Origin of the sequence: Pseudoramibacter faecis (assembly GCF_036289405.1) — a bacterium.
GTDB classification, from domain to species: Bacteria; Bacillota; Clostridia; order Eubacteriales; family Eubacteriaceae; genus Pseudoramibacter; species Pseudoramibacter faecis.
On record NZ_JAYFFI010000002.1, the window covers coordinates 64,139 to 77,630 of the forward strand.

A 13,492-nucleotide genomic window follows, 5' to 3' on the forward strand; every position below is an offset into this window, starting at 1 on the left:
GCCAAGAGGTGCTCATGAAACTCAAACCGAATAAAAACCAACTCACCTGGGGGCTGACCGCCTTTCTCGTTTTTCTCGCGACTTTCGCCGTTTATTATCTCGTCTTCCACGCCGGACAATTCACCGACAGCCTGCAGAAGATCGGCCGCACCATGATGCCCATCACCTTCGGCATCATCATCGCCTTCATCATGACGCCGGTGCTCAACTTCGTCGAGGGGCGATGGCTGATGCCTCTATTCGAAAGACGCGGCCGCGATGTCGCCGGGCCCGGCTTCACCAGGGACCGACGCCGCATGCGCAGTCTCTCGGTGCTTATCACCATGTGTTTCCTGTTGCTCTGCCTTTACGCGCTGACGATGATCGTGGTGCCCCAGCTTTTTGCCAGCCTCAACCAATTCTTCATCCAGGTTCCAGCCTATGTTAACAACGTCAACACCTGGATCTCCCGGCTGCCGGGAAACCAGCCAATGTTTCGAAATTGGCTCAACGCCGCCTGGAATACCTCGTCCGCCCAGCTAACCAAGCTTATCAAAACCAGAGTTCTGCCCAATATGGGCACCATCCTCCAAACACTGACCACCCAGTTGGTCGGCGCGGTTCGCGTCTTCTTTAACTTGATCGTCGGACTCATCGTGGCCATTTATCTGCTGGCCTCCAAGGAGACCTTCTGCGCCCAGGGCAAAAAAATCGCCTATGCGCTGTTTCGCCCCAATACCGCCAACGAAGTGGTCAGTGCTTTTCGCTTTATCAACGCAACCTTCAACGGATTTATCAGCGGCAAGATCATCGATTCGGCCATCATCGGCGTGCTCTGCTTCATCGGCACCTCCATCATCGGCACGCCCTATCCGGTGCTCGTCTCGGTAATCGTCGGCGTCACCAATATCATCCCCTTCTTCGGCCCCTATATCGGCGCCATCATCGGCGGGGTTCTCATTCTGTTGATTCAGCCGCTTCAGGCCTTGTATTTTGTGCTCTTTGTGATCATCCTCCAGCAATTCGACGGCAATGTCCTCGGGCCGAAGATCCTCGGCGACTCCACCGGGCTCTCGAGCTTCTGGGTGATTTTCGCCATCATGATCTTCGGCGGCCTCTTCGGCGTACTGGGCTGGGTGATCGGCGTGCCGCTGTTCGCCGTGATTTATGCCTTCGCCCGCCGCGTCATCAACCACTTTCTGAAAAAACGCCGCCTCCCTACCGACACGGCCGACTATTACGATGCCGCCTATCTCGAGGGGGGCGAACTCAAAAGCCGGCGGGATCCGGCCAACACCCGCTTCCGCGCGCAGCCGGACAGCGCCGGATGGCGGCGTCTCTTTAAGCGCAAGCCGACCGCGCCAGATAACGATAAAAACGACGGAACTCCCGAAAATTAGTCATCAAAAAACCGCTGCTGCAGCGGTCTTTTTAACGGCACGGTTTACTGTCTTTGATCCGCGCCGAGCGTCTCGTTCATGCTGCCGGTGCGATAGCCCATCAGGTCCACCGTCACATAACGAAATCCCAGAGACCTAAAGGCGGCGTTAACAGCTTCCCGATTCTCGAAAATCGTCGCCATTTCGCCGGCCGGCAGCTCAATGCGGGCGATATAATCCCGCTCCCCGTGAATGCGCACCCGCATCTGGCGATAGCCCAAATCGATAAGCAGCTGCTCCGCTTTGTCAACCATCGCGAGCTTTTCCTCGGTGATTTTCTCTCCGTAAGCAAAGCGGGACGCCAAGCACGCATAGGACGGCTTATCCCAGGTGGGCAGGCCCAGCTCCCTAGAAATCGCGCGGATATCGTCCTTCGTGAGCCCGGCCTTCCGCAGGGGGCTGACAACGGCGAGCTCCGCCACCGCCTGCATCCCCGGACGGTAGTCGCCCAAATCGTCGAGATTCGATCCCTCGGCCACCGATGCAAAACCGCCCGCCGCTGCGATTTTCAGAATCTCCGAAAAGTTGTTCTTCTTACACCAATAGCAGCGGTCTGGCGGATTGTCCGCAAATCCGGCCAGCGCCAGGGCATCCACCCGGCACACGATCTGGCGAATGCCCTGCGCCTTGCAAAAATCCGCCGCCTCCTGCATCTCCCGCGGGGGCACGATGTCTGCCTGCACCGTCACGCCGGCGGCCGCATCGCCTAAAACATCGTGGGCCACCTTGAGCAGCAGCGTCGAGTCCACGCCGCCGGAAAACGCCACCGCCACCGATCCCAGCGCTCGGATATTCTCCTGAAGCGCCCGGTATTTTTGTTCTAAAATCGCCTGCATGCCAACCCTCTTTTCTTTTCTGATGATTCTGATGATTCTGATGATTCTGATCGTTCAAATGATTTTTAGTCCGTTGGCTTATTATAGCACAGGCCCCGTCCAAAGCGAAAAGCCGACGCCCGTTCCCCTCTCCCTTTTTCGTGACCGGCTGGTTTTTGCTGATTTTTTTAAGAAAGGATTCCCATGACCGCCGCATTTCACAGCACTCGCTCCCTGGCTCCCCTCATGCCTTTTTTGGGCGACGGCGCCCCGACCGACCGCCTCTTCTGGTTCGAGCAGCTGCCCTCCACCAACGATTTTCTCAAGCAGCACGCACTGCGCCTGTCCCACGGCACCATCGCCGTCGCCGATGCCCAGAGCGCCGGCCGAGGCCGACGGGGGCGGGACTTTTTCTCCCCGCCGAACAGCGGCCTTTATCTTTCGGTGCTCTACCGCCCGGCCAAGCGCTCCGCGCTTGCGTCCTTCGTCACGATGGGGGCCTGCGTGGCTGCGGCCCGGGCCGTCGCCGACGCATCGGGCAGCTATCCGGACATCAAGTGGGTGAACGATCTTTACCGCGACGGCCGGAAAATCGCCGGCATTCTCACCGAGGCCGGACTGGGGCACAGCGACCCGACGGCGGATTTTCTCGTGGTGGGCGTCGGCCTCAACCTCTTTCGTCCTGCAGAGGGCTTCCCGGCGACCATCGCGGATCTGGCCGGGGCCGTCAGCGACGATGCCCCGCCGGCGAAGGGCGACAGCCCTCTCAAGCTGCGCCTGCTCGCCGCGCTCATCCGCGAGCTCACCGCCCTCGGGGAAGCCGACGGCCCCGCCGCCTATATCGGCGACTACCGAGCGCACTCCATGCTCATCGGCAAGCGCGTCACGCTTTCCGGCGCGGGGCTTAAACTTTCGGGGACAGTCCTCGGGTTTAACGACCTCGGCCATCTGCTTCTAACCGATGCCGCCGGCCGGAAGCATACCATCGCATCTGGAGAAATTTCACTGATATTGGCATAAAATTGTCATGGCCGCGCGGCCTGCGGCGTTTGTGATAGAATGAAGGCATCGGGCACAGATCGCCCGGTGCTTGATTTTAATTCCAAGTTTCACCCGCAAAGGAGCGCTTATGACTACTGAAAATCCGAATCCGAACACCCCCCGGCACCACGTCAAGGGCCGCCGCATGCTGCGCACCGTCGAGTAAATGGCGGCAACCGGCAAATCCGCCATCGCCGCGATGGAAACGAGCCTGTCCCTGCCCAGCCGGGACGACAGCCCGCTGCTCGGTGCTCAGCTCGGCACCTTCCCGCTGCCGCCGTCCGCTGCGACGTGCAAAACGCCGCCGGTCAATTCGTTTACGAAGTCACGCCGGACAGCGAGGTCTCCGACTCTTTCCTGCAAAAATGCGGCGCCGTCGAAATCAAGATCGGCCAGGCCACTAAACCGGACACGGCGGTCTTTGCCGACCTTCACGACCGAAACGATGTCAAAAAGCTGGTCACCGAGCTGCGGGAACGCACCGACGGGCGCCCTGGGTTCGGCTCCGCTCATCGCCGCGGCTCCGGATTATTACCGCGCTTTGCAGAAACAAAACGTCCCCGCCTGCGGCGTCGGCCGCTTCCTGCGCCTCACCGGCGAAGCGTTCGAGAGCTTTTGCCGCATGATGGGCCGCGCCGACATTCGAGCGCTGAGCACCGCTGATCTGGCGACGGTCAGCCGGGACATTTCGGACTACACCGAGATTCCCCACGTCTGAGCCAACACCACACACAAAAAAGACGCCTTCCGGCGTCTTTTTTTGATGCACGAGCACGCCCGTTTATTCTTTATCGGTGATCGAGGCGAGAAAATCTTTGGTGCGCTGGTATCGGGGATGCTCAAAAATCTGCGCCGGTGAGCCGGATTCGAGAATCACGCCGCCGTCCATGAAGAGCACCTTGTTCGCCGCGGAACGGGCAAAGCCCATTTCGTGGGTCACGACGATCATCGTCATATTCTCCCGGGCCAGATCCGCCATGACCTGCAGCACCTCGCCGGTCAGCTCCGGATCGAGGGCCGACGTCGGCTCGTCAAAGAGGAGGATGTCCGGATTCATCATCAGCGCCCGGGCGATGGCCACCCGCTGCTTCTCCCCGCCGGAAAGCGTCGAAGGCATGGCATCGACGCGCTGACTCAGCCCCACCTTGTCGAGCAGCGCTTCGCAATGTGCTTCCATCTCCGCCTTGGATGCGCCCCGGGCCAGACGTGGCGCGAGAAGCAGATTCTTGCGCACCGACAAATGGGGGAAAAGATTGAAATGCTGGAAGACCATGCCCATTTTGGCGATGATCTGGCGCACGGCGGCCGGCTGAGCCTGCACGCCGCCTTGCATCAAGGGCTGCCCTTCGATGGCAATGGTGCCGCCGTCGGCCTGTTCCAGATCGATGAGGCAGCGCAGCAGGGTCGACTTGCCGGAGCCCGACGAGCCGATAATCGCCACCACGTCGCCCCGGTTCACTTCAAAGCCGATATCCTTGAGCACCTGGTTATCATCGAAGCTTTTGTTCAGGCCGGCGACGCAAATCACCGGCTGCATTTGTTGTTGATCCATGGCGCGCCTCCTAAAAATCTGCTTTCTTTTCCAGCTGTTTGAAAATCAACGTAATCACAAAATTGATGACCAGATAAATCCCGCCGGCGACGATGAACGCGGTGGTGTCCGCGTCGCGCACCACCGCCCCCTTGGCGTAATACATGATTTCCGGCACGGCAATCGCGGTGACGAGCGCCGTATCCTTCACCAGCACGATGGTCTCGTTGGACACCGACGGCAGGCTCACGCGAATCATCTGGGGAATGATGATGTGAAGCATCGTCTGCCCGCGGGTCAGCCCCAGCACCTTGGCCGCCTCGTATTGGCCGTCGTCGATGGCGAGCAGGCCGCCGCGGAAGATCTCCGCAAAATAGGCCGCATAGTTGAGGGCAAAGGCCACACAGGCCGCGGTGAAGCGGTCGAACATCAAAACCTTGCCGATGCCCGGGATGAAGGGCAGCCCGAAATACACAAAAAAGAGTTGCAGCAGCAGCGGCGTCCCCCGCAGAATATACACATAGACCTCGGCGACGGCCTTCACCAGCCTCACCCGGCTGCGCAGCATCATTGTGATGCCAAAGCCCAGCGGCAGCGACACGATCAGGCAAATGGCAAACAAGGAAAGGGTCTTCCCCAGGCCGGCCATGATTGCCGTCAGCAGCGTTAAAACATAATCCATCCATTTCTCCTGTTGAATGCGACGGCCACGCCGTCAAAACAGCAACAGGCCTCTCCGCAGAGAAGCCTGTCCCTTGTTTTTCCGTTTCGTCCCACAGCGCCGTTACTTGGCTGTCCAGTTGTAGATAATATCCTGGCCAAACCACTTTTTAGAAATCTTCGCGGCGGTGCCGTCCTTCTTCATGTCGTCCAGCGCGCGTTGGATCTTGTCGCGCATTTGGGTGTTGCCCTTCTTCACGGCGACACCGTATTGTTCCGGCGACAGGCTTTCGCCGAGCACCTTGAAATCGCTCTTGTGCTTGGCGATATAGTAACGCGCCACCACCGAGTCGACCACCATGGCGTCGATGCGCCCGGCATTGAGGTCTTCAAAGGCCGAAACATTTTCGTCAAACTCGGTGGCCTGACCGCCTTTGATCTTCTTGCCGATGGCATCGTTCATCAGGGCGTCTTCCGCCGAGGAGCCCTTCTGGCAGCCGACGGTTTTGCCGGCGAGATCCGCCTTGGTCTTAATGCCGGAATCCTTCTTCACCACGATGACCTGATCGTTTTCCAGATAGGGCTTGGTGAAGTCCATGGCCTTCTTGCGTTCGTCGGTGATGGACAGGCCGTTCCAGATCGCGTCGATCTTATCGTTCTTCAGTTCCATTTCCTTGGTGTCCCAGTTGATAGCCTGCACTTTGAACTCCTGACCCATGCGCTTGGCCGTCTCCCGGGCCATGTCGATGTCGAAGCCGACGATTTTATTTTTTTTGTTCCGAAAACCCATCGGCGGAAAGGTATCGTCCACCCCGATGACAAAGGTCTTGCTGTCGTTTTTCACTTCGGACTTGCTGCTGCTTTTGCTCCCCGAGCCGCAGCCCGCCAGCACAACCATGGCCATCGCCGCCGCAAAGGTCACCACTAACCATTTCTTTTTCATGTTTCGCTCTCTCCTTTTCTTTCAGAAAGTTTTAAATTTATTCTATCATATGCTTTATTGCATTACAACGGCGAATCTGCCGGGATTTTAAATTCCGAAAAACGAAAAAGAAACAAAAAGACCTGCCGCCGAGCGACAGGCCGATGCTTTGGTTTTGTCAAAGCGGCCGCACTCAGATCACGCGGTCGTAATGATAGGTCGGGTTGGGGCGACCGGGAATCAGCGTGCGGATGCTCGTGTCCACCGGGGTGAAGGCATCGAAGGCTTTGTCGATGGCCTTCAAAACAATTTTTTGCAGCGCGTCCAGACCCACCTCAGCCCGGGCGTTGACCGTCAGGGTCACGGCGTCCGCCTCGGCGGCTTCACGGCTCAAGGTCGCAGTATCCGCCTCGCCGGTAAGGTTTCCGAGATATTGATAACCTTTCGTTTGCAGCAAAAACTTCACGTGGCCGATGGCAGCGCCCGCCTGGGACAAATCATTGCCCAACATCTGGAGGAAATTCGCCGCGGCCGCCTTGTAATCCCCGTCGCTTTCCCCAAAGGTGTAGGTCGCGTTGAGCCAGCCGTAGGCCGCTTCGCCATCGGCATAAATGTCGTAATCGACCTCGGCCAGATTGGCGCCAACGGGCTGCGCCTTCGTCACGGCTTCAAGCCATTGGGCAAGGCCTTCTCCTTCTTTGGCGCTGGCTAACATCACCTTCGACTTCGGCCAGCGTTCGGCCGTTTGGCGAAGCAAGTCGCCCTGCGACGCTTCGCTCAGGGTATCGATTTTATTGATGAGGATGATATCGGACTCGTCGAACTGCTTGCTCATGATATAAGAAGCGGTAGCGTGGGTCCCGTCAAGGATCTTTTGCAGGCGGGCCGGATCGGCCACAACCACCCCGCCGTCGCCGATGGCCTCGGTCACCGCGTCGATGGCGTCGGCAAAGCCGTTAAAATTGCAGCAAAAACAGCTCCCGCTAACCTCCTCCACCGCGTCGCCGCTGCCTTGCAGCACCGTGGTATCCACCAGATCCGTGGCCTGATCGTTGGTGATCAGGCCCACCGCCTTGCCCTGTTTTTTAAGCCGAGCGGCCGTCTGTTTTAAAATCGTGGTCTTGCCGGCCCCTAAAAAGCCGCCAACCAAAATCAATTGCGTGTTTTTCATCTTCTCTCTCCTCGTATTGAATTTAATCTTCCAGTTCCAGCGCGTCAAGCGCGCTGACAAAACGCGCCAAATCGCCGATATAAGCGTGCAGGGTCCGCCGCCAGCTCGCAAGGCACATCCGGCCCTTTGCCGTGAGGTGGTAGCAGCGTTTCGCCGGCAGATGCTCCTGGTCGACATCCGTCGCCGTGACCAGGCTCTGTTCGTGCATTTTTTTCAAAAATCGGTAGACCCCGGTGGAATCCGGCGTCGTTCCGTGGAACATGGCGTTTTCGCCGATGGCCTTCACCATCGCAAAGCCGTGAAGATCCTCTGTGGCCAACAGTGCGAGAATAGCCGGCTGTAAAAAATGATCCAGCGATTTGCCTTCACAACTGCAGGTCTTTGTCTGCGTCATCGCACCTCCCCGCCAATGTGATATGAATGAATCAACGCATCTATCAGATCATGTCTGATAGCTCCATCATACAACGACGGCAACCGGTTATTTTGTGATTTTTTTCGATTATTATAACTTTGTTTTTATCCTTGGCCGCGCCACGAAAAAAGGCGAAGGGTGCCCCCTTCGCCAAACACACGCTTTTACCGTTGGTCGCCGGCCTGCAGATCCGCCACCTCCTGCTCGTACCACCGCGCGGCCTCCTTGACCCGGGAGGCCATCGGCATTTTCGCCCCGGATAAAATCACGAGCTTGCCGATGAGTTCCGGTCGCACCGCCCCGGCGTAGGGGGTGATGACCAGATCCGTGCCCACGGCGTCGACGAGCACGAGCCCCTCGGCCGTCTGCACGAAGCCCTTCACCCGAAAGGTCACCTCGAGGAACATGCGGATGCATTTTTCAAGCGCCTGCCGCTCTATCCCGGGCTTAAAAGTGAGGAGCATCTTGCGCAGCGTGAGGTCGGCGGTTAGCGGCATGGGCGCCGCCGCGTGGTCGACCTGTCCGGCCAGCTGATCCAGAATGGACACATCAATTTGGCCGAAGCGCGTCTCAATCAATGGCAGATCCGGCCGCTGAGCGCGCACCAATTCTTCGGTCGCCTGCAGCTGTTCGGGGGTGGCCTTGTCGATCTTATTGACGATCAGCACATCGCTGGCCGCCAGCTGCTTGGTCGCCGTCCGGGATTTGGCATAAATCTTGGGAAAGCGCACCGCGTCGATCAAACAGATCGCGCCTTTATAAGCGATGGCCGGAAACTGGCGCCCCTCGCCAAAGAGCCCGCGCACCCCCGTCGGATCCGACAGGCCCGAGGCCTCCACCAACACCACCTCCGTATCATCCGCGACAAATTTTTCGATGGCGCTGACGAATTGATCGATGCGACAAGAGCAAAACACTGAACCGCCGGTGATCTCCGAAAGCTCGGCGTCGAGCTCGGCCAAAAGCGCCCCGTCGATGCCGGCCCGGCCAAACTCGTTGATGATCAGCTGCACTTTGCGCCCGGCAAAGAGCCGAATGAAATTTTTGAGCAAGGTACTTTTGCCCGCGCCGAGAAAGCCGGTGATCAGATAAAGTTCTGTCGCCATATTACTTGGCCATGGCGTCAATGGTTTCTTGGATGACCCGCTCCAGCTCTTCGTTGGAGGGAATGATCGAGCGGTATTTCAACTCGCCGTTGATATACATCGACGGCAGATTGGGCACGCCCATCTTCACGCAGCGGGCGACATTTTCCCGGTAGATGTATTTGTATTCGACCATGTCGATTTGGTCTCCGAATTTTTCGACGGCGGTATAGGCTGCGTTCATCATGTAGCCGCAGGCCGCACATTGGGCAGAGTCAAGGGTGAAAACTTCGATTAACGGTTTTTCAAGACGCTCGTAATCCGGAAGCTCAACGCCGGAGGTATCAACGGCTTCGGCTTCGTAGTTTTCCACCATCTTACGCACCGATTCCGTTTCGAGGGCCGCCTGGGCCACCCCGATGGTGTTTTCCACCGGTACGTCAAAGGGCATGTCGCAGCCCGGCGCCAGGATAAAGTTCTTTTTGCTGTCGACGCTGTCGAGGATATCGATGGCGCACTTCATATTGTCCTGCTGATTGCCCAAGAGCATGACTGTGGTCAGCGGGATATTGCCGCCGATGGCGATGTTGTAGTCATCGCAGATGGCCTTGGCCCTCACGAGATCGACGTTTTCGTCCACCGAGATGGAATCCGGATGGGTTTTGCACATTTCCTCGACGTTGCGGGTTGCGTCCCCGCAAACAAAGAACGAAGAGAAAGCGCCCTTTTCGCGGATGTATTCAAAAATTTCTTTATAGGGATCGGCGACAAAGATTTCAAAGTCGTCGGAGGAAATCTGGGAAATCAGCGGGTCGACCAGCGCGATCACATCCATACCTGCCTCGGCATAGTAGTCGATCATCTTCATGCACACGCGAGCACAGAAAGCAAAGAGTTCTTTCACCTCATCTTCAAAATCGAACATATCGGTGAAGACAGCGTTGCCCCGCAAGTGAGATGCCAGGGTGAAGGGCCCGCAGATCAGTCCGTAAAGCGCCGTGGTATCGCCCACCGCTTCTTTCATGCAGCGCATGACCTCAAGCACGTAGGGGATACGGCCGGAGGCCTTGGTCGGGATCGTGCAGTCGCAGGGGATTTGCGGCGGCTCGTCCTCGTCGTCGGTTTCCAGCGGATGCCCCGACACCGAGGGCGGGCAGTCGTCGGCCCAGGTCAAATCGCAGCCCAGACATTCCGCCTCGATCTGCAAATCGAAAATCACCGGCTGGCCGTCGGGGCGATAGAGCTTGTTCACCTCCATCAGCGATTCGAAGGCTTTATCGGCGTCGGTCAACATTTCCGTGGCGGTGTAGCCCTTCAAATGCCCAGCGTGAACCCCGGCAAAGGGCACCCAAGGCGCCCGCTCGACGGTTTCGTGTTTTAAAGTCCGCAATACCAAATCTTTCATCGTTTGTCCTCCTGATCCATTTGATTCATTCAATCATTCATTTTAACCGTTATCACACGGCTCTCATAAAGCGTACAGCATCAATAGGCTTCCCTTTGGTCATTACTTTGGCGATCTGCCACTTTTTTTGTCACCTTTTTCGCGCTATGCGTCATCCTCCGGGAAAAACATGTATTCCATGAACCATTCGCTAAAATGGACGTCCTCGGCCAGCGCCACCTCTTCGGCCATCTCGGCCACGCGCACAAAGCGCGCCTGCAAAGTGTCGTCCCGGGCCAGCATCACCGCTCCGGCCAAAGCGCTGTTGCCCACCGCCGCAATGCGCCCGGCGAAGGCTTCCGACAAGAGGCCGATGCCGATGGCCTTATCCACATCGATCTTCTGGCCGAAGCCCCCGGCCAGATATACCCGTTCGACATCCTCCGCCGCGATGCCGTAGTGGGTCAGCAGCACTTCCATCCCGGCTCGAATCGCCGACTTGGCGAGCTGCACCTCGCGGATATCCTGAGCGGTAAACACGACGCCCGGCGCCAGGGGATAACCCTCGTCGGCATAATCGTCGTCCATCAGGCCGGTCTCGTCGACGATCTCGGCTTTGAGCAGCTCATAAACCGTCTCGAGCACCCCGGTGCCGCAGATACCCACCGGCGCTTCGCCGCCGATGGTCGTCACCTGCGGGGTCTCGCCGTCGATGGTGAGCGCAGCGATCGCCCCGGGAATCCCCGCCGTGCCACACTGGATATTACCGCCCTCGAAGGCTGGCCCCGCCGCGGTGGATGCCGCGAGCATCCGCTGCCGGTTGCCGATGACCATCTCCCCGTTGGTGCCCAGATCGATGAGCAGGGCGATCTCGTCGCTTTGGTCCATGCCGCAGGCCACCACCCCGCTGACGATGTCCGCTCCCACGAAGGTGCTGATTCCCGGCATGATGAGCATCTGCCCACAACAGTGCAGGCTGATGTCCACCGGGGTGTAGGGCGCGACACCGAGACTGCGGCAGTCAAGCCCCTGAAGCAAATGCTCCATCGTCGTGTTGCCCGCGATCACAAAGGGCGCGGCCGCCCCATCGACGCCTAACTGTGCGGCCAGCGCCCCAAGGTCGCCTGCAATCTGCTCCTGCAGCAGTGCAAGCTTGCCCTTTCCCGCCGCTTCGATGCGGGTAATGACATCGGCGCCGAAGCGGCGCTGATGATTGATGCCCGTCACCGTCTTCACCACAAGGCCACTCGCCCCGTCCACCAGCGAGGCCGCGATGGTGGTCGTGCCGATATCCGCTGCGACCACCCAGGGACTTCCCGCGCCCCCAAAGATTTTAGAGCCCGAGCCCGCCGGCGCGTTAAAGTCCGCCGCCGCTTCGATGGCCTCTTCCGCATCGGCGTCCGGCAATTGCACCGCCATGCCTGCCGTGATGGTCAGGCAACAGGCCAGCCGCCAACCCGCGGCCAGCTCCTCGGCGCTAAAAACGATTTGATCCTGCGCTGTCGGCGCGCCGGCGCCTGCCGTCACCAGCACCCGGCATTTGCCGCAGGTGCCGTTGCCCCCGCAGGCCGCCGCCAGATAAATGCCTTGCTCCTGGCAATAAGTCAAAAGGTTTTGGCCGCACGCCGCGGCTTCAAAGGTCAATTGCTGCATGGTCTGCCTCCCAGTGCATCGGCGGCGCCAGAAGGCGCCGCGATGTTATCGTAATTTTTTTCAGTTTGGTAATTTTTTTGAAATTCTTTTTCGGAATGTTATCGTTTTATGCTATAATAAATAACATTATAACGAAAGGAGTTCCTATTTTGACGTCTTATCTCTTCAATTATTTTCCTAAAAAGAATCTGAACGAAATGCTCGAGGCTTTTCACGCCTGCACGAATCTTTTCGTGCAGCTGCTCGACGAAGACGGCAAAATCGTCATGTCCGCCGGGCAGGTCTCCTCCTTCTGCAAGCAGTTCGCCCGCAACATCCCGCCGGAAGAATCCTGCGCCCAGGAGCATTTGATCGGCGCACAGCGCGCCGTGAGCATCGGCGAAGCGTGCTTCTTTTGTTGCCACGCCGGCCTGTATCACATCGTCTTTCCCATCATCAGCCGGGAAAAGATGTTCGGCTCCGTCATCGCAGGGCCCTTTTTGATGGACGAAGCCGACGCGGATTTAATCATCGACATCGCGGGCAAATACAAACTCGACACCAAATCTCTGCTTTTGCTCTCGGACTTTTCCCATCAAATCCAGGTGGTCTCGCCGACCAAAGCCACCTACATCAGCCGCCTCCTCAATTATCTGACCAATTCACTAATCGCCGGCAGCCGCGAGCTTCAGGAGTTTAACCACGGCAAGCTTTTGCAGCAGTCCCGCATCAACGAATCCATCCAGATGTATAAACACAGCGGCGTTAAAACCGGAGAGCCCTACCCCATCGATAAAGAAAACCTGCTCATCGCCAAGGTGATCTCCGGCGATATCGCCGACGCCAGAAGCATCTTTAACGATTTGCTCGGTTATCTCTTTCTCAGCGAGAACCACGATGTCAACCGCATCAAGGTACGGATCATGGAGCTGTGCACGCTGTTGTCCCGGGCGGCCATCAACCGCGGCTCCGACATCGACATGATCCTCGCGATGAACAACAAATTGATTCAGTCGATCATGGAATCCAAGGATATTTACGGCATATGTTACACCTTCCAGGACAACATGGAAATTTTCACCGACAGCTTATTTTATGCCTCGGACAAAAGCAACAAAACCATTAAGAGCGCGACCCGCTACATCGCCGCCCATTTCGCGGAGAACATCACTCTCTCCGATTTGGCAGACCACCTGCACATCAACGCGTCCTACCTTTCGACGCTGTTCAAGCAGGTGACCGGCCACGCCTTCAAGGAGCATCTGAACATCACCCGGGTCGAGGAGGCCAAGCGCCTGCTGGCCGACACGGATTATCCCATCATGGAGATCGCCGTCTCCTGCGGCTTTAACGACCAGAGCTATTTCACCAAGGTCTTCAAGCACCAAACGGGGCTGACCCCTAAGCAGTTCCGATAG

At 57.9% G+C, this 13,492-nt stretch carries 13 protein-coding genes; 4 read left to right on the plus strand and 9 right to left on the minus strand.

From position 1 onward, the window contains the following. Nucleotides 1-14: 14 nt before the first annotated feature. Nucleotides 15-1,379 carry an AI-2E family transporter gene (locus V3C63_RS02940; protein ID WP_329886335.1) on the plus strand — a complete coding sequence of 455 codons (1,365 nt, stop codon included), beginning with the start codon at nt 15-17 and terminating at the stop codon, nt 1,377-1,379. Nucleotides 1,380-1,423: 44 nt separating this feature from the next. On the opposite strand, the gene larE is transcribed toward V3C63_RS02940, so the two are convergent. Continuing rightward, nucleotides 1,424-2,254, minus strand: coding sequence for an ATP-dependent sacrificial sulfur transferase LarE (gene larE, locus V3C63_RS02945; RefSeq protein ID WP_329886336.1), 831 nt, complete (start codon nt 2,252-2,254; stop codon nt 1,424-1,426). A 183-nt stretch (nt 2,255-2,437) separates the two neighbouring features. Here larE and V3C63_RS02950 point away from each other — a divergent pair, with 183 nt between their 5' ends. Both V3C63_RS02950 and V3C63_RS02955 read left to right on the plus strand, forming a co-directional pair. Continuing rightward, complete coding sequence (locus V3C63_RS02950; protein ID WP_329886337.1) at nt 2,438-3,253, plus strand: biotin--[acetyl-CoA-carboxylase] ligase; 816 nt, start codon at nt 2,438-2,440, stop codon at nt 3,251-3,253. A gap of 187 nt (nt 3,254-3,440) precedes the next feature. Next, a complete protein-coding gene (locus V3C63_RS02955) occupies nt 3,441-3,992 on the plus strand; it encodes a hypothetical protein (protein ID WP_329886338.1) in 552 nt (183 codons plus the stop codon). Nucleotides 3,993-4,055: 63 nt separating this feature from the next. Here the strand turns inward: V3C63_RS02955 and V3C63_RS02960 are convergent, their stop codons facing one another. The 8 genes from V3C63_RS02960 to V3C63_RS02995 form a co-directional block, all read right to left on the minus strand. Continuing rightward, the gene (locus V3C63_RS02960; RefSeq protein WP_329886339.1) at nt 4,056-4,826 is read right to left on the minus strand and encodes an amino acid ABC transporter ATP-binding protein; all 771 of its coding nucleotides are present in this window, start codon (nt 4,824-4,826) and stop codon (nt 4,056-4,058) included. 10 nt (nt 4,827-4,836) lie between these two features. Continuing rightward, the gene (locus tag V3C63_RS02965; protein ID WP_329886340.1) at nt 4,837-5,487 is read right to left on the minus strand and encodes an amino acid ABC transporter permease; all 651 of its coding nucleotides are present in this window, start codon (nt 5,485-5,487) and stop codon (nt 4,837-4,839) included. 102 nt (nt 5,488-5,589) lie between these two features. After that, nucleotides 5,590-6,408 (minus strand): amino acid ABC transporter substrate-binding protein, encoded by an 819-nt coding sequence (locus V3C63_RS02970; protein WP_329886341.1) that lies wholly within the window; start codon nt 6,406-6,408, stop codon nt 5,590-5,592. Between the two features lie 172 nt (nt 6,409-6,580). Beyond that, complete coding sequence (locus V3C63_RS02975) at nt 6,581-7,558, minus strand: GTP-binding protein (RefSeq protein WP_329886342.1); 978 nt, start codon at nt 7,556-7,558, stop codon at nt 6,581-6,583. Nucleotides 7,559-7,580: 22 nt separating this feature from the next. Then, entirely contained in the window at nt 7,581-7,952 is a 372-nt protein-coding gene (locus V3C63_RS02980) for a PadR family transcriptional regulator (RefSeq protein WP_329886343.1), read from the minus strand. Nucleotides 7,953-8,137: 185 nt separating this feature from the next. Next, a complete protein-coding gene (locus V3C63_RS02985) occupies nt 8,138-9,079 on the minus strand; it encodes a CobW family GTP-binding protein (RefSeq protein WP_329886344.1) in 942 nt (313 codons plus the stop codon). Between the two features lies 1 nt (nt 9,080). Next, nucleotides 9,081-10,463: a uroporphyrinogen decarboxylase family protein gene (locus V3C63_RS02990; protein ID WP_329886345.1), complete on the minus strand. Its 1,383-nt coding sequence runs from the start codon at nt 10,461-10,463 to the stop codon at nt 9,081-9,083. Between the two features lie 144 nt (nt 10,464-10,607). Next, the gene (locus V3C63_RS02995; protein WP_329886346.1) at nt 10,608-12,095 is read right to left on the minus strand and encodes an ASKHA domain-containing protein; all 1,488 of its coding nucleotides are present in this window, start codon (nt 12,093-12,095) and stop codon (nt 10,608-10,610) included. 149 nt (nt 12,096-12,244) lie between these two features. On the opposite strand from V3C63_RS02995, the gene V3C63_RS03000 reads away from it, so the two are divergent. Continuing rightward, complete coding sequence (locus tag V3C63_RS03000) at nt 12,245-13,492, plus strand: PocR ligand-binding domain-containing protein (protein WP_329886347.1); 1,248 nt, start codon at nt 12,245-12,247, stop codon at nt 13,490-13,492.